Raw genomic sequence first — 21,787 nt, 5'->3', positions numbered from 1 at the left:
CGTTAGTTTTATCTGATATTCCTAATGTAATTGTGAATTACATAATTGTTGTTATATTTGCTGTACAAATTATACGAACTGTAAATTGAATTAATTTCAAGTTTATTCGAACTACCAAATGAAATCTTCAAATCAAATGATGTGTTTGGATTTGATACTGGCCAAGCTTCGATTGTGTAGTCAGTTTGGGATGTTGTTGTTGGTTGTTTAATCAACATTTTTGCGACACCATTCGAATCTGTTATTTTTTCTATTGTTCTATCAAATCCTTTTTGATTTCTTATTCTTACCGACAATTTCAAATTAGAAATTTTCTTGTCATTCTTATCTGTAGCAAATATTTTAATGTTAGCTGTATCTGAAATATTATATGATTTTTTATCTGTTTCAAATTTCAATTTTACAGTTTGTTTTGTTTCGGGTTTGTTTTCTGAGTCGTTGACAATAAGTGTTGTATTTCCCGAAGAATTTTTGTAGCCGTTTTTAGAAACTGTTGCTTCAATGTAGTATCTTCCTTTTGAAACTGGTCTGAATGTATAGTAACAATTACCGTATCTATCAGTCCTAAATCTTTTTTCTTGTTTATTGTCATTTTCATCAGTGATGCTTAACACTACATTAGCATCTGATATCCTCAATGAATTATTCTTGCATGTTACACTGATTATAGCGTTTTGATTCAATTTTATTTCTGCATTTTTCAAATCAACCTTTGTTTCGAAAGTTGCTCTGTTATCTTTTACTTCAAAACTTAAATTATCTTCGTTTGTATTTCCTTTAGAATCTGTTGCAGAGATATTTACGTTGTAATTTCCAACTTCATCCAATTCGTTAGCTTTTAAATATAGTATAGATTGTCCACGGTAGTTAGTAGTCAATTCTTTTTCTATCATTTTCTTAGAAGGTTTGTTAATTGTGAATTTGACCTTTGCATTTCTAATATTTCTTTTGTTTGAATCTGTTACTATAGCGGAAATATTGTTAGTATTACCTATAGATATTGAATTTCTGTAGGCATTTGATTTTATGTTTACTGCATTTTTGCTTTCTGGACTGTCGCCTTCTACATAAATTACAGCAAAGTTTGAAACGTTTGAACCATCTGTTGATTTTGCAATTATTTTAACTTTACCAGGATTATTACATACCGCCATAGAATTATTTACAGATACTACGTTTTCGTCAGAACTTTCCAAAGCTATTTTAGGATTCTTCGCATTTCCAGGTAATACTCTAGTATCAATTCTGAATTTGTCGCCGACCTTTGCTTTTTTATAGGAAGGATACATGATTATATTTTGAACTTTAACATCCTTGCCAACACTATCATCGATATTTGGTTTTTCGTTTTCTAATACATTAACTCTGATGTATTGCACAATTCTTGGATTGTCCGCTGACTTAACTGTTACATAACATTGTCCAGGATTTATAGCTCTTATTAATCCAGAATTATCTACAGCACACACATTTGTATTAGAAGAGGACCACATCAATTCTTTGTTTGTCGCATTTTCTGGATAAACTTTTGTATTGATTTGTGAATCTTCTCCAGCTTTTAAAGTAATATTGTCTTCAGATACCGCAATTTTATTTACTCTAATTTCTTGTTCAGGTTCAGGAACATCTGGTTGTGGTGTTGGATCGACAGGTTCAGGATCTGGAGCTGGATTGACACCTGAATAAGGTTTTGTGAAAGCTTTCAAACATACATTTGCATTTGATCTATTCCTTGCCAAATCCGACCAATTATATCCGTCGTTAGAAATAAATGATTGATTATATCCAGCCCTTGCTCTTGATGAATATCCGTAAATCATGGATTCTATCGGAATAGGGTAGTTGTAACCTGGAGTTGTTAGTTTTACAATTGGTGCAAAATAAGCTCCCGCATTTATTTTTTGTGGATTGAATTTCACAGTTGTGTATCCTGCATTTTCAACAGTTCCACGCGCAACCAAAACTTTATCGTTGAAACCACTATTTCCACCGATATTTGTATTTACATAAATTTCGTATTGCGCACCGTTTGATGGAACGAAGAAGCCTACCTCGTCGATTTGGCTTGTTCTACTTACAGGACCAAAAATATTTGAAAACCAACCAGTTTGATTGTAACCAATACTATCAGTCATTCCCAAATCATCATAATACCAGATAGATTTATTTCTATCTTTATTTTTCAATACAAAAATGCAATTTCCTTTTGCAACGTGTGCATCGTAATATGATACATGATAATATCCGCCTTGATTTCCCCAACGATCACCCCAACTATTTTTTACAAGCCACGCTCCATCACCAGGGGGAGTTATGCCGAAATTATATCGTGAATAATCATCATCCCATCCAACTATAGTTACGGCGTGGTTTTGCCAACCGTAACCAGGATTATAGTGGCTCATAGAATAAAAATTGGTATAATTTGTGTCTCCATTTATAGTTGTGTAAGATGCACCATATCTCATAATAGCTCTTTTTAATCTGTCACGATCTTGATTGTTATTTACATCTGGAATGTACAAAGCTTCCTTCAATTCCTTTTGTGGAAGTAAATTATAAGGTGATCTGAAATCATAGGCAGAATAAGGATCGTCTTTCTCCCAAACAGGGCCAGACCATCTTGCTAAGTAAGCTGCGGCCACTGCTCTTGTACCACCTTGATCAGGACCCCAGTCAAAACCATGAGTGTTTCTCAAATGCTTCTCAGAAAAATCTGTGAACTGACCATTCGTAAGCATATTCGATTCTGCAGAACCATATGTAGCAAATGCCCAACAAGATCCGTTCGGGCCTTGTGCTTTTACAGGAGTAACTCTGTTGTGTTGTCGTAAATCATAGTTTGCAGGAATTCCATAAGCTTTCTGTCTTGGAATATCTTCTTTTTGGTTAAACAAATCGTAGTTTGTATTAACCAAGAAAGGATCTTCATTTGAACCGTAATTTTTCGTAGTCTTTGGACTATTCATTTGCCTATTAAATGCGGGATTGCGAGGTGCATCAGAAAAATCGATTTCTTTTACAGTTAAATCATTGTTTAATTTAAATTTGTTTTGAGATTCTGCAAAACTCGTAGAAAACAAAGATTGTAACGTAAAAACCGCAATAAAAAGCAATAAATTTTTTCTTTTCATATTCAACTCCTTGTAATAATTTTAAATATTAATTCATGACTAAAATAGTATTAGTAATACTATTAAGAATTAACAACTTTATTATACTACTTTTGGAAGAATAAATATATATCTTGAAAAAATTCATATAAACGACGAAATTTGTGATTTTCAATCATTTTGTGCTGTAGTATGATAAAATCATTATAAAAAAATGTAAAATTTTAAATAAATAAAATTAAAATTCGTGAAAAACATAGACATTTCGAAAATATGTGATATAATAAAAACAACAAATTCTAAATTCTAAATTAATAAATGGGGGCTATTAAAATAATTTTCAGATTTAAATCATATTTATTAAGACTATTATTTTAGTAGCATATTTCAAAAGGAGGGTGCTATGAAATTTAAAAAAATTCTGAGTTTGCTACTAGGAACAGTCATGGTTTCATCAATGTTAGTAACTGCTCCAACGTTTGCAGATGAAGACAATAATTCTAAATTAGAATTAAGTCCTATTGAAAATAGTTTTAAAGAAAATTCCAAGGATGATGAATTGTTGATATCACCATTGAAGACTTCTTACGATTCAGTAAAAGCTGGAGTGAGAGCTGCGATTCCATCAAAATATGATTTGAGAAAAACTAACAGAGTTTCCTCAGTCAAAAATCAAGGACAAAATGGTTCTTGTTGGACATTTGCTACATATGGTTCCATGGAATCTTATTTAAAATTATTTGGAACAGAATATGATTTTAGTGAAAAACATATGAGAAACATGCATGGTTTCGATTGGGGTCCAAATGATGGAGGTAACAGAGACATTGCAACATCATATCTTGCTAGAGGAACTGGTCCGATTTTAGAAAAAGATGATCCATATGATGCATACATTAATGTTTCACCTACAAATGTGAAAAGAGCATTCGATATTGATAAAGTAATTTATCTTCCGGATGTTCACAATGCAAACGAAACAAATGTTATCAAACAAGCGATAATGGAATACGGTGGAGTTTACACAACTTTAAGCTCCCAAAAGTATTACGAAAAGAAAGAAGCTAGAAGTTACTACAATCCAGGAAGTGGAAAAGCAGATCATGCAGGAACAATTGTAGGTTGGGATGATAATTTCTCCAAAAACTCATTTCAAACGAAAGCTCCTGGAGATGGAGCATGGATTGTAAAAAATAGTTGGGGAACAAGCTTTATGGATGGTGGATACTATTACGTATCGTATTACGATGGTTTCTGTGGTAAATCCAATGCGGTATTCATTCCTCAAAGAAAAGATCCTAATGCAGTAATTTCACAATACGATGATTTCGGAGCAACAAGAAGTGTTGGATACAATATGCAAGGTTATATTGCAAATGTGTTTACATCTGATGAAGATCAAACAATTTATCAAGCTGGTTTGTTCACTGTTGCGATGAATACAGAGTACAAATTGTATATTGTAAGAGATTTGAAATCTACTGATGATTTGACAGCAAATAGAGAAGAAATTGGTAGTGGTGTTATCGAATATCCAGGATATTACACATTAGACACCAACCAAATAAAAGTGAAAAAAGGTGAAAGATTTGCAATTGTAGCCTACATGAATTCTTCAGCTTCAAAATACAAATACCCAATGCCAATTGAAATGCCAATTGCTAATTATGCTTCAAAAGCAACAGCACAAGAAGGACAATCATACGTTTCATCACAAGGTGATAAGTGGACTGATTTGACAAAAGAAGTTAGAAATGCCAACGCATGTATCAAAGCTATTGGAACTACTGGAGAAGTTCTTCCAAGAGATACGGTACCAGAAGTTGATCCAAATGAAGTAATAGAAGAGCCAACATCAATCACTGTAAAAGAAGGAAGCCAAGGATTTATCAGTGTAAAGAAAAAAGGTAAACTTCATGCTACAGTTCAACCAGAAAAATTCAACAACGATCCAGTTGTTTTCGAATCATTAGATAAAAATGTTGCAGTTGTTAAAAACGACGGAACAGTTTATCCAGTAAGCGTTGGAAATGCAAATATTTTAATCAAGACTGTGGATGGGAAAATAACTCAAAGATTTAATTTATTGGTAGCTCCAGAAGGAATTAGAGTTCCTGATAGAAAAATGATTGAGGTAACAGGGGATAATGATTATGATCCAAAAACAGATCCGGACAATACAGAAATCCCAGTAGTACCTCCTAAACCACCAATAGATAATCAAAAACTAGACCCTAAAGTTATAAGAAGCTTGGGAGTATCTGTTCCATCAGTTACTATCAAACAAGGCGACAAATTTGATTTGAATCCTAAAATTTTAAGCTACCCACAAACAGCTATAAGAAAATTTGATTTCAAAATAACAGACACTGACATAATTGACATTGACTCAAAATCAGTGATAACAGCTAAAAAAATCGGTAGAACAAAAGTAGATATTAAGACAAAAGAAGGATTACAAACAAGTATTACAATAATTGTAATACCAAAAGAAAAAGGCGAAATTAAAATAGAAAAGTTTGCACCATCTAAGAGACGTGCTGGAATATTCACGGTGTTTATCGATGCAAAAGAAGGTGACAGAAATTACTCTGGCCCAGCTAAACTAACAGTAAGAAGCGGTAAAAGAACATTAAATAGAACAATATATTTCAATTCAGGTCATGCAAAATCTAAATTCCACGGAGGTCAATTTGGAGTTTGGAGAAAAGATTTTGAAGCGACTATAACTATTAGAAATCACAAAGAAACAATTAAATTTGGGTTTTAATCAATAACGGGTAGTGCCGGTTGTTAAACAAAATATTTAGTTCATAGGAGGGAAATATGAAACATTTAAAGAAATCATTAGCAATGATTTTAGTGTTCGCTATGACTTTTATAGCTGTTGCACCTTTGAGTGAAGTTTTCGCAGATTCTTTGGAAGTAAAACAAGAAGAACCTAAACTTGAAATCTCAGAATTGAAAGAAGGTTTGACACAAGCTGTAAAATCAGTTGAAGACATAGAACCAGCTGATGAAAAGTACAAGGAAGTTTTGGATAAGTTTTATGAAGCACATGATTTCTTAGATAAAGAAATCAAAGTAGCTGAAATGAAACAACGCCAAGCAGTAGGAAGTGCGCAAGCTGTAGGAGCATTAGAAAACTCAATCTACGATTTGACTACAATTCCAGTAAGAGTACAATTGATGATTAGAATTGGTAGAGCAATCAGATTTGCAACAACAGAACTTTCTAATAAAGTTATAGCAGCTCACACTAAAATTACAGAATATATAATAACTGGTATATTATATGCTGTTAATCCTTTTGCTAGTGAACAACAAATTATGGAATACATCCAACGATTTGATCAATTGGAACAAGAATTGTTATCTTATCCAGATTTGGGACCAAATGACATAGCTACTATTTACAAAAAAGCAGCAGTTTGGAGAGAAATAAGAGAAGCAAAAAAAGTTCGTGCTTCAAGAACAAGATTTGGTAATTCATTTATCGTAAGAGACTTAAGTGAAGAAATTTCAAAAACAGTTGGCTTGCAATTTAGAATCACAGTAAAATGTGGCGAATTGGATGATCAAGTTAAGAAGCTTCACGCAGCAATGGAAAAAATTACTGGACCAAAAGTAAAGGCTGAAAAAATTGAATTCTTTGAAGGTAACGTTGGAGCTATTTCATTAAACAAGACAACAAAGATTACACCTGTTGTTTTACCAAACGAAGTTAAAGACAAAGAAGTATTTATTTATTCATCAAATGCATTTTTGGCAAGAGTTGTTGGTAACACAATCATTCCAATTAGAACTGGTACAGTAATGATTACAGTTGTATCAAAAGATGGATACGCAAAATCAAACTTTGAACTTCACATCGTTGAACCTGGTCAAAGCATATCAGGAATTCCATTCTTGCAAGCAACAGGAGAAAACTCTGAATACCTTAACACTAGCTCAAATGGTGGAGGAGTAGTTAACAATAACCCATATATTCAAAAAGATTCATATGAAGTTAAAAACATTGGTTTCTCAGTAAAATCTACTACATTGAAAGTTGGAGATACATATGATTTAGCATCAAAGACATTTGTATTCCCTGAAAATGCATTAGAAAAAGAAGTTTCATATAAATCAGATGACGAAACTATCGCAAGAGTTAATGAAAAAGGTACTATAAAAGCAGTTGCAGAAGGTTCAACAACAATAACAGCAACTACTAAAAATGGAGTAACTAATAAATTTAAACTAAACGTAATTAAAAAAATTGACAAAGACGAATATCAAATAACAGAAATCAACCCTTCAGAAAGAAGAGCTGGAATATTTTCAATTGAATTCAAAGCAACTAAAAACGGCAAAAAATACAATGGACCAGCAAAAGTAACTGTTTCAAACACTAAAAAATCAATTGTAAGAGATGTTTACTTCAACAATGGGGTTACATCAGTAAAATATAACGGATTTGAATTTGGAACATGGGTTAAAGATTTCAACGTAAAAATCGAATTAAAAGACCAAGTAAAAACATTTGAACTTAATTATTAGGAGATGAAAAATATGTTAAAAAAAGCATTATCAGTAGTATTACTATCTAGTATGTTATTGGGAACAGTAGCACCAGCAGTATCTTATGCACAAGAAGATAAACTTGAAATCGTTCAAGGTGCAGAAGAAACTGAAAAATTAGGAATTGATGAAGCAGAAGTTTATAAAAGACAAATCAAATCAATTCAAAACGAAGTAAACGCAATCCAAGTTAAAAGAGAAGACGAAAAACAAATGGTTGATAAATTCAACGAAACTTCTCTTGAAATTAGCGACAAAATTGACCAAACAGCAGTAGGAATGGGAGTAGCTGATATTTATGATTTATCATCTATTCCACAAAGATTGTTGTTATTAGGTAGAATGGGAAGAGCTATCAGATTTGCTACAACTCAATTAAGATACAAAGTAGATGCAGCTCATGCAGAAATAGCTGAATACATCTTTGGAGGATTCGTAATCGCAGCTTCTCCATTCCACACAGTAGAAGACATGAAAGTTTACATGGCACAATTCGAATCATTATCACAAAAATTATTAAGCTATCCAGATGCTGGATTAAATGATACAGCAAACATTTATGTAAGATCAGATTTGGATCACAAATTAGCAAAAGCTAGATCATTAAAATATCATGAATTAAAAAATATGTCAGGAGCAGTAATTGACAAATTAAACGCAGAAATTCACGAAATTACATTAATGAGACTTAGACCACAAGAAACAGTTGCAGAAATCTATCAATTAGGCGACAGATTAGACCAAGCAGTATTCGAAGCATTAAACAGCGAAGATTACAGAGCAAGTAAAACTGAAATAGAAGCTTTAAAAGAAGCTATGAACAAAGCTATAAGAGCAAGAAGACATGGCGATAAGAGAGCAGAAGTTGGTAAAGCAATTGATCGTGCAAAACAAGAATTAGCTAAAATTAGACCATCAAGTGTAATCGCAGCTCAATTAGTACAACAATTCAAAACTTACTACGAATAAAATTTATTGAGATTAGAAAAATAGTAGATTAATAGTAAAAAGCCACCATATGGTGGCTTTTGTTGTATCTATTATAAAATTATCTCACAACTACTGCAAACTTTTTGATATTGTATCTTTTATCGAAAAGTGAACGAGATATCCAATATCCATTTGGTTTATCTTCTGCTGGATCTACGATGTGCATTCTGTTTTTATCGTAACCATCAACTACCATTACATGTGCGTTGTAGAGGGCATTTTTTCCCCAGAAATAATCTTTGAATGTTGGATTTCTGAATTTATAAGTGCCGAAAAATATTACTGGGTTTCCTTTTGCGATTTCTTCTCTTATATATTCTGAAGATTTTCCAGAAATATTTTGTGCTTTTGAATATCTATTTGCCCATTTTGTTAGGGGTTCTGGAAATATTGACTGGTAAATTTTTTCATCAATATTAAAAGGAGAGCCTGCAAATCCGTGATTTGGATTGTTTTCTTTTGCAAGTGGCATTTCTTTTATAAATTGGTTGATATTCGTGTTTGTTTTTATGTTTTTGTAGTGCAAACATTGAAGTAGTGATGCCGCTTCGCATCCCATTGGTAAGCCTGCTTTGTTTTGGTTGATTTGTGGAACATTTAATAATACGTAGTCTTTTTTTGGCGGAGTTTTTCCGATTATTTCGTCAAATTTAAGATGAAGTCCACCGCCGATTAATGTTATTTTATTTGGGTTTAATTTATCATAAAAACTTTTCTCTGATTTTGTTAGATTATTTTTTGTTGATGCAAATATAATAGGAGATTTTTCATTTGCAGCAAATGGTGCTACTGTTACGCAATCTATCAATTCAGAAAATCTTTGTTCTCCGTTTTTTGCTAAGAATACAGACTTCGAATTTTTGAAGAAAGTATATGCTATTTTCATACTTGTATCATTTCTGTTTTTCCCGTAAATTATTTTCGAATTTGGGAAACTATTTGAAAATTTTGCTGTAGCTCCACCTATCAAATAAGTGTTTTTGAATGTATTTTTTGCATATTTTTCGTTAAATGATGTTGTGTCATTTCCTACGAATAAAATTGGACTATTCATATGACATGCAGCAGCACTGACACTTGCTGAATCTACGATTGATTTGGTAGAGTGAACAACAAATGCATTGTCGAACTTTTTTGTTTGGTTAAGGTTAGAAAGTTCTTTTGCTATTTCAAATGATGTATCAATTCTATCTTTGCCTGAAATTCTTCTTACATTATAACCGTGTTTTATAAGATATGATTCTTGTGATTTGGAAATACTTTGATTTCCACCTATAAGTAAGATGTTTTTCGCTTTGAGTCTTTGAATTTCTTTTAGTGTCGATTCGTTTATTTCATCAAAATCAGTTAAAAGAATAGGACTTTTAATTTGGTGAGCTAAGACTCCAACTGACAATGAATCTGAGATTTTTTCTGAATTTACAATTATTACTGTGTTTGAGGTTTTAGGATGCGAAATCTTTGATATTTGAATTGCCGTTTCGTATCTGTTTTTACCTTCGATTGAAACTTTTTCGATGTGTTTTTTTGCAAATGTTGTCGTTGATATTGAAAGTGCTAATATAAATGCTAATACAACGATTTTAAAATTTTTAAAGTTTTTAAAGTTTTTCATTTTTAATTCCTAACCTAAAGATCTAACAGGCCCTATGTATTCAAGATCACTCCATCCAATATATACTCTTGTGAGATGAGGAAAGAATACTGAAATTATTTTGAAAAGCAAATCCTCTTGTCCGTATACTCTTACTTGTGAGTAGTTTAGATGCAAAATTACAAAGAAATTTATTATTGGAATTAGTAGTGCAAGAGATGCGATTCCTGTTCCATAAACTATTTTGAACAATAGCCAGACATTTAATAATGGTACAAAACTCCACAATCCAAATATTCCAGCTTTTTCAAACATTTTCCACAATCCTATTGCATTTATTACATATAAGAATAATACAATTGTTGTTATAATCATTTTAATCACTCCTTTATATTATTATAGCATTTTTAAAACAATTTATTGGTAGTGGCGTGAGAAATTTTGTATAATTTTTATAAATATTTGACAAATTATTAAAAATATATTATTATAATTCTATTAAAAGCTGTGATCAGAACGAAATATTTTGATTAATTTTACAGAGAATCCTGTTTGGTGAGAGGGATAAATTAAAAGAATATTTGAATCATCTGAAAGAAGCTCACAGATCTAATAGGTCTGTGCGTGTTACTTGACGTTACAAGAAATGAGAGGTTTACACAATTAGGGTGGTACCGCGGTTTATTCGTCCCTTGGAATTAATTTTCCAAGGGATTTTTTAATTATTTTATAAGGAGATATTTTTATGAAAAAGTTTAAGGAACTTTCTAAGAAACCTGTTAAAGAACGTGAACAGGCTACTAGTAAGTATTGGAAAGAGATAGATCTTTTGAATGAAACTTACAACAGTAGAGATGAAGACAATAGATATGTTTTCTATGATGGCCCTCCAACAGCCAATGGAAAACCAGGAATTCATCACGTTATTAGTAGAACTTTAAAAGACATGACTTGCAGATATAAAACTATGCAAGGATACAAAGTTTATAAAAAAGCTGGTTGGGACACTCATGGTCTTCCGGTTGAAATAGAAGTTGAAAAGAAACTCGGTCTTCATGACAAAAAAGAAATTGAAAATTACGGTATAGAAAAGTTCAACGAAGAATGTAAGAAATCTGTATTTTCTTACAGAGAAAAATGGCAGGAAATGTCTGACAGAATGGCATACAATGTCGACATGGATGATCCATATATAACTTTGGACAATAATTACATTGAATCAGTGTGGGCATTGCTTGACAAAATGTACAAGGATGGATTGATTTACGAAGGAGCGAAAATTCTTCCATATTGTCCAAGATGTGGTACTGGTCTTGCATCACACGAAGTTGCACAAGGATATGAAAATATCAAAACAACAACAGCATATGTTAAATTCAAAAGAAAAGATGCAGATGAATATTTCTTGGCATGGACTACAACTCCATGGACATTGCCATCAAATGTTTGTTTGACAGTTCATCCTGATATAGATTATATTTTGGCAGAAAAAGACGGAGAAAAAATATATCTCGCAAAAAATAAAGCGCATGATTTGTTGGGTCACGAAGGTGAAGACTACACTTTAATCAAAGAATTAAAAGGTAAAGACATGGAGTATATGGAATACGAACAACTTTTACCTATTTATGATGTGAATAAAAAAGCATTTTATGTGACATGTGCAGATTATGTAACAGTTGAAGATGGTACAGGAATTGTACACACTGCGCCAGCTTTTGGGGAAGACGACTATCAAACAGGAAGAAAATACGATTTGCCATTAATCAATCCTGTTGATGAGGAAGGAAAATTCGTTGGAGGTCCTTGGGCTGGTCAACACGTTATGGATACAGATCCAGAAGTATTACAAAGATTAAAAGAAGAAAACAAATTATTCAGAAAACAAAAAATCGAGCACAATTATCCTCATTGCTGGAGATGTCATACACCACTTATTTATTATTCAAAACCATCATGGTACATTGAAGTTAGTAAATTAAAGGACAAATTAGTTGAAAATAATAACGGTGTAAACTGGTATCCAGAACACGTTGGTGAAGGTAGATTTGGAAATTGGCTTGAAAATATTAAAGACTGGGCAATTTCTAGAAATAGATACTGGGGAACTCCATTAAATATATGGAAATGTGACAAATGTAATCACACACTTTCTGTTGGCTCAAGAAAAGAATTAAAGGAATTGGCTATTGAAGATATCGATGAAAATATCGAACTTCATAGACCATACGTTGACGATGTTCACATTAGATGTCCAGAATGTGGAGAAATAATGACAAGAGAAAAAGACGTAATCGATGTTTGGTTTGACTCTGGTGCTATGCCATTTGCTCAACAACACTGGCCATTTGAACACACAGATGATTTTGATAAAGTATTCCCAGCAGATTTCATCAACGAAGGAATCGACCAAACACGTGGATGGTTCTATTCATTGTTAGCTATTTCTACAATGATTACAGGAAAAGCACCATACAAAAATGTTTTGGTAAATGATTTAATCTTGGATAAAGATGGAAAGAAAATGAGTAAATCCAGAGGAAACACAATTGATCCAATCGAATTATTCGATAAATATGGGGCAGACGTTGTTAGATTCTACTCACTTTATGTATCTCCACCATGGATTCCAACAAAATTCGATGTAAGTGGTTTACAAGAAGTTGAAAGTAAATTCTTCAGATCATTCAGAAACACTTATAACTTCTTCCAAATGTATGCAACAACTGATGAAACAGATCCTACAGAATATTTTGTAGAATACAATGATAGAGCTGTAATTGATAAATGGATTTTGTCTAAGTTTACAAATTTACAAAAATTCTACTTTGAAAACATGGATAAATTTGAATACACTAAAGTTGCCAGAGAAATTTCTAATTTTGTTATAGAAGATTTATCAAACTGGTACATCAGACGTAATAGAAGAAGATTCTGGAAAACAGAAATGGATGATGACAAAAAGGCTGTCTACAACACAACTTACGAAATATTAGTTGGACTTACTAAATTAATCGCTCCATTTACTCCATTTATTGCAGAAGAAATGTATCACGATTTAACTGGTGAAAAATCTGTTCACTTAGCTTATTTCGATAAGGTAAATGAAGATTTAATCGACAATAAGTTAGAAGAAAAAATGGAAATCGTAAGAACTTTTGTAACACTTGCGAGAGCTTCTCGTGAAGAGGTTAATATTAAAGTTCGTCAACCGTTGAAGAAAATAGTCCTAGATGAAAGATTCAGAGAAAAAATCGAAGAATTCAAGGATTTAATAAAAGAAGAAATCAACTTAAAAGACATCGAATACAAAAAAGATTTGTCTGAATTCATGAATTACGAATTAAAACCTAACTTCAAGGTTGCAGGAAGTATTCTTGGAAAACACATCAAATCTTTTGGAAATTATTTGAAAGATATCAACGCTAAGGATTTCATTTCAAAACTTGACAAGTCAGATTTGAATATTAAATTGGACGATGAAGACATTGATATTAAGAAAGATTACGTCGATGTAAGAATCAACTCAAAAGAAGGCTTCGATGTGACAATGCAAGGAGATTATTTCGTAATCTTGGATACAGAAATCACTGATGATTTGTTAATGGAAGGATATGCACGTGAACTTGTAAGTAAGGTTCAACAAATGAGAAAAGCCAAAGACTTTGATGTTTTGGATAACATAATCATCAAAATCAATCCTACTGACAAAATCAAACAAGCAATTGAAAAATATGAAGACTTCATAAAAGATGAAACACTAACTGTTGACATTGTAATTGATGAAAATGTTGATGGTGAAGATATTGATTTGAATGGAGAAAATGTTAGAATTGATGTTATAAGAAAATAATTAACAAGCCTACTGATTACAATCGGTAGGCTTTTTTATGTTCAAAAGTATACAAAAAATCAACAATTAAAAATAATAATTGCAAGCTGTACTATACTAATGGTATACTTTTATAAGATGGGGTGTAACATGAAAAATAAAAACACAATTATAAGAGCAATTTTAGTATTCTTATTTAGTATAGGGGTAATTTTTTTCATAAAAAGTAAAATAGGAGCAGACGATGCTTTCGATGTAATAAAAAAAATCGCGCCAGTCTTCTTGGCAGCATGCATATTGACGATGTTTATGTTTTTTTTACTGGAAGCTATCTCGTACAAATTTCTTCTTAAAATACAAGGTTATGATGTATCTTTTAAAAGATGCTTTGGATATACATTTACAGATTATTTTTTCAGTATGATTTCTCCAGGTGGAAGTCTTGGACAACCATTACAATATCACACAATGAGAACTGATAATATTGATTCATTGACTACAATCAATTCGCTACTTTCATTTAATTGGATATATCATTTATCTATGGTAATTATTTTCTTCGTTGCTATGATATTTGGATTAGTTGGAAGAATTGCATCGATATCTGAGTTTAAGTACTTAGTTATATATGGAATTGCCTGCCAATTGATTTTAGTAATTGGAATAGGTTTTTTGATGTTCAATAGTGATTTGGCAGCGGGAGTTATAAAATTTTTCAACACTATATTTTCAAAGTTTAAAATACTCAGACGTTTCAGTAAATCTGAAGAAGATATAGCAAAAACTATTGAAGAACACAAAAATTTCGGAAAGTTTTTGATTAACAACAAAAAAGTTTTTGCAAAATTATTGTGCATATCAATCCCGATGCTTTTGTTCTCGTTTGCGATCCCTGCGATTTTGTATAAATCATTTGGGCTAAATTCGTTTAATTTTATGACTTTGGTTTTAATCCAAGCTGTGGTTACAATTTCATTTGAGAGTGTGCATATTCCAGGGGGAGTAGGAGTTATTGAAGGAAGCATGATGCTTGTGTATTCTTCTTTTATGCCAAAATCTTTGGCCTTTAGTATAATGGCAATCAATAGATTTGTTACATTCTACTTGGCTGTACCTTTTGCAGGACTTTACTTTTTATTAGTTAAGACTAATCGCAAAAACTATCAGAAAAACAAAACTCTAATAAAATTAAATTAATAATAATTTTCGAATCGATCTATTAATTTAGGTCGATTTTTTCGTGGGAAAATTTGATAAGAATAAATATTTTTCTATTTAAATGGGTATATTATATATGATTAATATCTTTATTAAATGATATTGAAATAATTAAAAATAACAAATTTTATCATTGATTTTAGTGTGCTTTATGATATGATTAATTAAAGAAATATTTTTATTTCCACATAGTGAAAAGCTTTTATTTATGAAAACAAATCCGTATTTTATGGGTTTTATATATAAAAAATTTTTATAAGGGGTGAAAGGTTTGAAAGAGTTTTATAATAAATATTTTATGAAACAAAAAATGATGCATCCTGTTATGTTTGCTCTTTTGCCGATTGCTTTGGTAGCGATATATTTTTATGGTCTAAGAGTATTAGCTTTGTTTTTGCTAAACATAATTGTTGCATGCCTTGTAGAATATTTAGCAAATGCTAAGATATTCAAAAGAAAGAAAATATCTGAAGCAGCTATTGTCACATCTTGTTTGTATACAATGACATTACCACCATCAATTCCTTTTTGGATTTCAATTGTTGGTATAGCGTTTGGTATATTTTTCGGTAAGATGGTTTTTGGAGGATTTGCAAAAAATGTTTTCAATCCAGCCTTAGTGGCTCGTGTATTTATTTATGTTAATTTTCCTCAACAAATGACTATTTATTGGAACAAAGCTGTTGGTGGTTTTCCAGGAGGATTTGGAACTTATTTAACCAAATCATTGGATTCAATGACACAATCAACTCCGATGACAGCATTTAAGGTACACTCAACATTTGAAACAATTCCGACAATGCTTTTGGGACAAATTCCAGGTGTTATTGGTGAAACTTGTAAAGTTTTAATTATAATTGGGGCAATTTATTTGATTTATAAAAAAGTTGCAAGTTGGCAAATTATGGCGGGAAGTGTACTAGGTTTTTGCGCATTAAGTTTAGTATTTAATGCTATGGGAGTAACTTCTGTACCAAATCCTATTTACGGAATGTTAATGGGAGGATTTTTGTTTGGTACTGTATTCATGGCAACAGATCCTGTTTCTGCAGCAAAGACTACTGTTGGTAAATGGATTTACGGTTTTATAATCGGAATTGTTACTGTAATTATCAGAGGATTTGCACTATTTGCAGGCGGTGTAATGTTTGCTGTTCTTATTGGCAATACTTTTGCGCCAATTATTGATTATTGTGTAAATAAAGTTCAAGCTAATAAAAAAGCAAAATCTAATAAGGAGGTCAAGGTTAATGGCTAAGAAAAAATCAGTCGTATATCCAGTAATTTTTATGTTGGGTTTGACACTAGTTTTGACATTAGCGTTGGCTTTGTTGAATCAAGTCACAACTCCTACAGTAAAATTCAATCAAGATATTGAATTAAAACACAAGATTTTGAATGTATTTAATATCTTACCTAAAGATACTTCGCCATCAAATATCGACAAAACTTTTAAAGATAATGTCACAGAAGAAGACTATAAAGGCAACAAACTTTATATTTTAAAACAAGATGGTGAAGAAAAAGCTTACGCAGTTCCTGTTAATGGCCCTGGTCTTTGGGGCTCAATTAGTGGATATGTAGGAATAACTAAAGATATGAAAAAACTTGTTGGAATAGAATTTATCAAACAAGATGAAACTCCTGGTTTGGGTGGACGTATTACAGAAGATGAATATAAAAACCAATTCAGAGATTTAGATATTTCAAAACCAGTTGATGGCAAAATCGTAATCAATAAACCAGCAAACGGTGGTAACATTGACGCTATAAGTGGTGCCACTCAAACATCTACATTTGTTGTGAACATGATAAATGAAGATGTAAATGAGTTTATTAAGAATGGAGGTAAATAATGGCTAATTCAAACAAATATACTAAATTATTGAAAAATGGATTGCTAGATGACAACCCTGTTCTTATTCAAGTTATAGGAATTTGTTCCACATTAGCGGTTACAAATTTGTGCATGAACTCATTAGTTATGGGACTTGCATTAGCATTTGTTACGGGATGTTCATCTTTTATGATTAGTTTGCTTAGAAAAGTAACTCCAAAACACATTCGTATGATGGTCCAAGTATTTATTATTGCCTTTTTCGTAATAATAGTTGATATTTTCTTGAGAGCTTATATGCCGGAAATGAGTAAAACATTAGGACCTTATGTCGGATTGATTATTACAAACTGTATAATAATGGGACGTGCAGAAGCTTTTGCTATCAGCAATGATCCTGTAAGTAGTTTTGTAGATGGTGTTGCATCTGGATTAGGTTATACTGTTGTTCTTGTGCTAATAGCTTTAATCAGAGAATTATTGGGATTCGGTAGCGTATTCGGATTTAGAATAATGCCTGCAAGTTTTGTGCCATGGACAATGATGGTTATGCCACCAGCAGCATTCTTCATTTTACCTATAGTAATGTGGATTGCTAATGCTCATCTTAAAAAGGAAGGAGATGCTAAGTAATGACAATTAGTCCTTTAGTTATATTTTTTGCATCAATCTTTACTTCAAACATGATTTTCTCAAACTTTTTGGGAATGTGTTCATTCATTGCTGTAAGTAAAGAAATTGAAACTGCAACAGGATTGGGAATAGCTGTAACATTTGTATTGACAATCACAACTATAATCAACTTTTTCTTATACAAATTAGTTGTTAGATTTAATATAGAATATTTGAGATATATAATTTTTATTATTTCAATAGCGGCGTTCGTTCAATTATTGGAAATGATTTTGGAAAAATATATTCCGAACTTATACTATGCATTGGGAATATTCTTGCCACTTATCACAGTAAACTGTGCGATTTTAGGGGTAAGTTTGTTCATGGTAATCAGAAACTACAACTTCTTGCAAACAGTAGGCTTTGCAATAGGAAGTGGACTTGGTTGGATGCTTGCAATCGTATCAATGGCAGGAATTAGATCCAAAATCAAAGATACATCTGTACCAGCAGGTCTCCAAGGATCTCCTTTAACTTTAATTATAACTGGAATCATGGCGATGGCATTCATCGGATTCTCCGGTATAGTTCAAATATCATAAGGAGGAATCATGGGACAAATAATTATTACAACAGTTGTAGTGTCGGTTTTGTGTGCACTATTTGCATTGCTACTTTCATTTGCGGATAAATACATTGCAGATTATGGTGAAGTAAAATTGACTATAAATAACGATAAAGAATTTACAGTAGATGGTGGAGATAGTTTACTATCCACACTTAGAAATCAAAAAGTTTTCATTCCATCAGCTTGTGGTGGAAAGGGATCATGTGGTTATTGTAAAGTGAAGGTATTGGACGGAGCAGGCCCTGTACTCGCTACAGAAAAACCAATGTTAACAGCAGATGAACTTAACGACAACGTTAGATTATCTTGCCAAGTAAAAGTAAAAAAAGATATTTCGATTCAAATTCCAGAAGAATTATTCAATGTAAAAGAATACGAAACAACTCTTGTTGAAAAATTACCATTAACAGATAGAATTACCAAGTTTAGATTTGAACTTCCAGAAGGAGAGACTATCAAGTTTAAACCAGGTCAATATGTGCAATTAAAAGCAGAAGAATATCCAAAAGGCGATGGATATGAAGGATCAGATGAAGAAGTATTCAGAGCGTATTCTATTGCTTCTAGTATCAGAGATGAAAAACATATTGAATTGTTAATTGGATATACAAAGGGTATTTGTACAACTTATTGCCACAAAGTTCTTAAAGAAGGCGATAAAGTTACTATCAATGGCCCTTATGGTGATTTCTACTATCACGATGAAGATACTGAAATTATCCTAGGTGCAGCGGGAACTGGTTTCGCGCCAATAAGATCTATCCTTAACCACATGAGAGATCATGATGTTAAAAGAAAAGCGAGATTCTACTTTGGAGCTAAAACTCCAGATGATTTATTCTTGTTGGATGAATTGAAACAATTTGAAGAAGATTTGTACGACTTCAAATTTATACCAGTATTGTCAAGAACAACTCCTGAAATGAATTGGGAAGGGGAAACTGGACATGCTGACGATGCAATCAAGAAATATTGCAAAGAAACTGGAAAGAACAGCTCAGCTTACTTGTGCGGTTCGCCAAGAATGATAGAATCTTTGACAAAAGCATTGAACGAAGTTGGAGTAACTGACGATAGAATTTACTACGATAACTTCTAAAATAAAAGATCGATTGAAACTGATTATATGTCAGATTCAATCGATCTATTTTTTTAAATAAATTTAGTTATAAATTTGTTAGGCTTATTTTTTGGTTGTTCATCACTATAACCCAAAGCAAGTGCACAAGTGATTTCGTATTTGTTATCGATATCTAATGATTTTAAAAATTCTCTTATAGGTTCACTATTGTATGAATCGTAAAACTGGTTAATCCAGACATTTGCAACATTTAACTCACAAGCTTTTAACATCATATTTTGCATTATACATCCGCAGTCGAATTTTCTATTTCGATTATCGCTTGGACTCAACAACAAAATCATATTTTTGCAATTATAAAATCCATTGTAACAATCATTACTCAAGTGCTTTCTTATGGCGTTTAATAAATTATCCATCGTACTATCATCAGAAATAGCTACAATTATATTGTCTTGTTTGTTCATTCCAGTAGGAGCATACGTTCCGGCCTCTACAATTTTTTTAATATCGTCAATTGATACTTTTTTAGATGTAAAATTTCTTCTCGATCTTCTGTTTTTGATAATATCCATAAATGCCTCCTATATGATATAATTTTAATACTGGGGGAGATATTTTGCAATTCGTAAAAACAAAAGAAGATTGCCAAGATTTAATGGATGTAGTAGCTGATACTGCAAGGATTTTGCTTGAAAGTGGAGCTGAAACATATCGCGTAGAAGATACAGCGTTTAGAATGAGCAAAAGTATTCAAAAAGTAAACAAAATAAATGTATTTGTTTCTTATACTTGTATAATAATATGTTTAAGTTTTGATTTTGGAGATCTTGTAACTATGAGAAGAACAATTCCAAAAGCGACAAATTTATGGAAAATACATCAAATTAATAATTTTTCCAGAAATTTTGTTAATGATGTATACACTTTGGATGAGTCAATAGAAATAATAAATAAAATAGATAAAAGATCAGTAGACAAAAAACTCTACATTTTGGGAGCGGCAGTTGCATCAGGATTATTTGCTCACTTACTTGTAGGAGGAATAATCGAACCAATAGTGGCTTTCTTTATATCGATACTTGAAATGCTAGTATTCAGATTTTTCCAACAAAAAGAAAATCCGCAATTCGTAAATACATACATTACAGTAGCATTTATGACATTGCTTACAATGCTAACATTAAAGATTTTTGGAGTATTGAATGTGGCGTTGGACATGAATAGTATAATTGTAGGTTGTATAATGCCGTTTGTTCCAGGAGTTTCTATTACAAACTCGGTTCGTGATGTTCTAAGTGGGGATTTGTTATCTGGAATAAGTTCTATGATTAATGCAATAATCACAGCATTAAGTATAGCGCTTGGAGTTGGTAGTGTATTGTACTTTGCAGTAATGATGGAGGCGATTTAATGTTATATATAGTAATAGAATCTATAATATCATCATTTGCCACATTAGGATTCTCCCTATTTTACGATTCTCCCAAAAAATCATATAAAATAGTAATGATATCTGGATTTGTAGCGTGGTTTGTTTACAAATATTTAACGATAATTTTAAACAACAAATTTATTGCAGCCTTATTCGCATCAATTGCTGTAGGAATAATAGGAGAAATAGCTTCTAGAAAAGTACAAATGCCAGTAACAGTTTTTGTAATACCAGGGATAATATCTTTGGTCCCGGGGGCTGACATGTATTACACAATGTATTACACTATCCAACAAAACTCTACTTTAGCATTCTCACATGCAAGAAACGCAATGTTATATGCGGCAAGTATTGCCCTTGGAATACTTGTAGCATCACTATCATCAAAATCAATAAAGCATAATACAAAAGAGCATTTGCGCACTAATTCAAGATTTAAAATAAAAAAATAAAAAACACTTGACAAAAAATAAAAACCTTGATATCATATAAAAGCACTTTGAGTTAAGTGCTTTTTAAATTACTCAAAAACAAGTAATACACGTAAAATAAAATTAAAAAAATTTTACAAAACACTTGACAAAATGAAATGATGATAGTAAACTATAATAGTTCACTAAAGTAACATTTCAGAAAAACACATTTTGATTAAAAAACATATCAAAAAAAGTGTTGACAAGAAAAAGTTAGTATGATATACTAACAAAGTCGTTACGAAAGTGCGAAGTAAGTTGTCACTAAGACAACAAACTATAGAACCTTAATAAATTAAATAAAGTAAATACTTTGAGAGAAGTACAAACCAAACAATAATTCGGTGAGAATAAAAAAAGCAAAAGTCAGCTGAAAAGCTAGCTTCAAACAAACATTAAATTGAGAGT

General features: G+C 31.8%; 16 protein-coding genes. 12 read left to right on the top strand and 4 right to left on the bottom strand.

Going from position 1 to position 21,787, the window contains the following annotated elements; translation table 11 throughout:
* Nucleotides 1-8: 8 nt before the first annotated feature.
* Nucleotides 9-3,134 carry a lectin like domain-containing protein gene (locus ACU68Y_RS04530; RefSeq protein WP_002839915.1) on the bottom strand — a complete coding sequence of 1,042 codons (3,126 nt, stop codon included), beginning with the start codon at nt 3,132-3,134 and terminating at the stop codon, nt 9-11.
* Between the two features lie 382 nt (nt 3,135-3,516).
* Between ACU68Y_RS04530 and ACU68Y_RS04525 the strand changes: the two genes are divergently transcribed.
* The 3 genes from ACU68Y_RS04525 to ACU68Y_RS04515 are packed head-to-tail and all read left to right on the top strand — an operon-like array spanning nt 3,517 to nt 8,645.
* Entirely contained in the window at nt 3,517-5,883 is a 2,367-nt protein-coding gene (locus tag ACU68Y_RS04525; protein ID WP_002839933.1) for a lectin like domain-containing protein, read from the top strand.
* Between the two features lie 56 nt (nt 5,884-5,939).
* Nucleotides 5,940-7,655, top strand: a complete 1,716-nt coding sequence (locus ACU68Y_RS04520; protein WP_002839908.1) for a CAMP factor family pore-forming toxin — start codon at nt 5,940-5,942, stop codon at nt 7,653-7,655.
* A 12-nt stretch (nt 7,656-7,667) separates the two neighbouring features.
* Nucleotides 7,668-8,645 carry a CAMP factor family pore-forming toxin gene (locus ACU68Y_RS04515; protein ID WP_002839929.1) on the top strand — a complete coding sequence of 326 codons (978 nt, stop codon included), beginning with the start codon at nt 7,668-7,670 and terminating at the stop codon, nt 8,643-8,645.
* Nucleotides 8,646-8,724: 79 nt separating this feature from the next.
* On the opposite strand, the gene ACU68Y_RS04510 is transcribed toward ACU68Y_RS04515, so the two are convergent.
* Nucleotides 8,725-10,281 (bottom strand): cell wall-binding repeat-containing protein, encoded by a 1,557-nt coding sequence (locus ACU68Y_RS04510; protein WP_002839909.1) that lies wholly within the window; start codon nt 10,279-10,281, stop codon nt 8,725-8,727.
* Between the two features lie 9 nt (nt 10,282-10,290).
* A complete protein-coding gene (locus tag ACU68Y_RS04505; RefSeq protein ID WP_002837249.1) occupies nt 10,291-10,635 on the bottom strand; it encodes a DUF5684 domain-containing protein in 345 nt (114 codons plus the stop codon).
* A 370-nt stretch (nt 10,636-11,005) separates the two neighbouring features.
* Between ACU68Y_RS04505 and ileS the strand changes: the two genes are divergently transcribed.
* The 7 genes from ileS to ACU68Y_RS04470 all read left to right on the top strand — a co-directional run bounded on the left by ileS (nt 11,006) and on the right by ACU68Y_RS04470 (nt 19,489).
* Complete coding sequence (gene ileS, locus ACU68Y_RS04500) at nt 11,006-14,113, top strand: isoleucine--tRNA ligase (RefSeq protein ID WP_316533753.1); 3,108 nt, start codon at nt 11,006-11,008, stop codon at nt 14,111-14,113.
* A gap of 129 nt (nt 14,114-14,242) precedes the next feature.
* Nucleotides 14,243-15,289, top strand: coding sequence for a lysylphosphatidylglycerol synthase transmembrane domain-containing protein (locus ACU68Y_RS04495; protein ID WP_002837287.1), 1,047 nt, complete (start codon nt 14,243-14,245; stop codon nt 15,287-15,289).
* Nucleotides 15,290-15,608: 319 nt separating this feature from the next.
* Nucleotides 15,609-16,568, top strand: a complete 960-nt coding sequence (locus ACU68Y_RS04490; protein WP_446755638.1) for an RnfABCDGE type electron transport complex subunit D — start codon at nt 15,609-15,611, stop codon at nt 16,566-16,568.
* Entirely contained in the window at nt 16,561-17,166 is a 606-nt protein-coding gene (locus ACU68Y_RS04485; protein WP_304140943.1) for an FMN-binding protein, read from the top strand. The genes ACU68Y_RS04490 and ACU68Y_RS04485 overlap by 8 nt, the downstream gene beginning before the upstream one ends.
* Nucleotides 17,166-17,780, top strand: coding sequence for an NADH:ubiquinone reductase (Na(+)-transporting) subunit D (locus tag ACU68Y_RS04480; protein WP_002837277.1), 615 nt, complete (start codon nt 17,166-17,168; stop codon nt 17,778-17,780). The genes ACU68Y_RS04485 and ACU68Y_RS04480 overlap by 1 nt, the downstream gene beginning before the upstream one ends.
* A complete protein-coding gene (locus tag ACU68Y_RS04475) occupies nt 17,780-18,364 on the top strand; it encodes an NADH:ubiquinone reductase (Na(+)-transporting) subunit E (protein ID WP_002841172.1) in 585 nt (194 codons plus the stop codon). The genes ACU68Y_RS04480 and ACU68Y_RS04475 overlap by 1 nt, the downstream gene beginning before the upstream one ends.
* 9 nt (nt 18,365-18,373) lie before the next feature.
* On the top strand, nt 18,374-19,489 hold the full coding sequence (locus tag ACU68Y_RS04470) for an NADH:ubiquinone reductase (Na(+)-transporting) subunit F (RefSeq protein ID WP_002841175.1): 1,116 nt from the start codon (nt 18,374-18,376) through the stop codon (nt 19,487-19,489).
* Nucleotides 19,490-19,542: 53 nt separating this feature from the next.
* On the opposite strand, the gene ACU68Y_RS04465 is transcribed toward ACU68Y_RS04470, so the two are convergent.
* Nucleotides 19,543-20,046, bottom strand: coding sequence for a nitroreductase family protein (locus tag ACU68Y_RS04465; protein ID WP_316530869.1), 504 nt, complete (start codon nt 20,044-20,046; stop codon nt 19,543-19,545).
* A 44-nt stretch (nt 20,047-20,090) separates the two neighbouring features.
* On the opposite strand from ACU68Y_RS04465, the gene ACU68Y_RS04460 reads away from it, so the two are divergent.
* A complete protein-coding gene (locus ACU68Y_RS04460; protein WP_002841148.1) occupies nt 20,091-20,885 on the top strand; it encodes a threonine/serine ThrE exporter family protein in 795 nt (264 codons plus the stop codon).
* Nucleotides 20,885-21,358, top strand: coding sequence for a threonine/serine exporter family protein (locus ACU68Y_RS04455; protein WP_002837111.1), 474 nt, complete (start codon nt 20,885-20,887; stop codon nt 21,356-21,358). Before ACU68Y_RS04460 ends, ACU68Y_RS04455 begins: the two co-directional genes overlap by 1 nt.
* Nucleotides 21,359-21,787 lie beyond the last annotated feature (429 nt).

Source organism: Finegoldia sp. P1-F-LS (assembly GCF_052932205.1).
The sequence above is the reverse complement of the archived record's forward strand: the minus strand, read 5'-3'. Positions and strand labels throughout refer to the sequence as shown.

Bases quoted from the DNA above. Each gene is read 5' to 3' on its own strand.
- ACU68Y_RS04470 (WP_002841175.1), top strand. From the start codon at position 18,374: ATGGGACAAATAATTATTACAACAGTTGTAGTGTCGGTTTTGTGTGCA.
- ACU68Y_RS04525 (WP_002839933.1), top strand. From the start codon at position 3,517: ATGAAATTTAAAAAAATTCTGAGTTTGCTACTAGGAACAGTCATGGTT.
- ACU68Y_RS04510 (WP_002839909.1), bottom strand. From the start codon at position 10,281: ATGAAAAACTTTAAAAACTTTAAAAATTTTAAAATCGTTGTATTAGCA.
- ACU68Y_RS04475 (WP_002841172.1), top strand. From the start codon at position 17,780: ATGACAATTAGTCCTTTAGTTATATTTTTTGCATCAATCTTTACTTCA.
- ACU68Y_RS04530 (WP_002839915.1), bottom strand. From the start codon at position 3,134: ATGAAAAGAAAAAATTTATTGCTTTTTATTGCGGTTTTTACGTTACAA.
- ACU68Y_RS04490 (WP_446755638.1), top strand. From the start codon at position 15,609: ATGAAACAAAAAATGATGCATCCTGTTATGTTTGCTCTTTTGCCGATT.
- ACU68Y_RS04465 (WP_316530869.1), bottom strand. From the start codon at position 20,046: ATGGATATTATCAAAAACAGAAGATCGAGAAGAAATTTTACATCTAAA.
- ACU68Y_RS04520 (WP_002839908.1), top strand. From the start codon at position 5,940: ATGAAACATTTAAAGAAATCATTAGCAATGATTTTAGTGTTCGCTATG.
- ACU68Y_RS04480 (WP_002837277.1), top strand. From the start codon at position 17,166: ATGGCTAATTCAAACAAATATACTAAATTATTGAAAAATGGATTGCTA.
- ileS (WP_316533753.1), top strand. From the start codon at position 11,006: ATGAAAAAGTTTAAGGAACTTTCTAAGAAACCTGTTAAAGAACGTGAA.
- ACU68Y_RS04495 (WP_002837287.1), top strand. From the start codon at position 14,243: ATGAAAAATAAAAACACAATTATAAGAGCAATTTTAGTATTCTTATTT.
- ACU68Y_RS04485 (WP_304140943.1), top strand. From the start codon at position 16,561: ATGGCTAAGAAAAAATCAGTCGTATATCCAGTAATTTTTATGTTGGGT.
- ACU68Y_RS04505 (WP_002837249.1), bottom strand. From the start codon at position 10,635: ATGATTATAACAACAATTGTATTATTCTTATATGTAATAAATGCAATA.
- ACU68Y_RS04455 (WP_002837111.1), top strand. From the start codon at position 20,885: ATGTTATATATAGTAATAGAATCTATAATATCATCATTTGCCACATTA.
- ACU68Y_RS04515 (WP_002839929.1), top strand. From the start codon at position 7,668: ATGTTAAAAAAAGCATTATCAGTAGTATTACTATCTAGTATGTTATTG.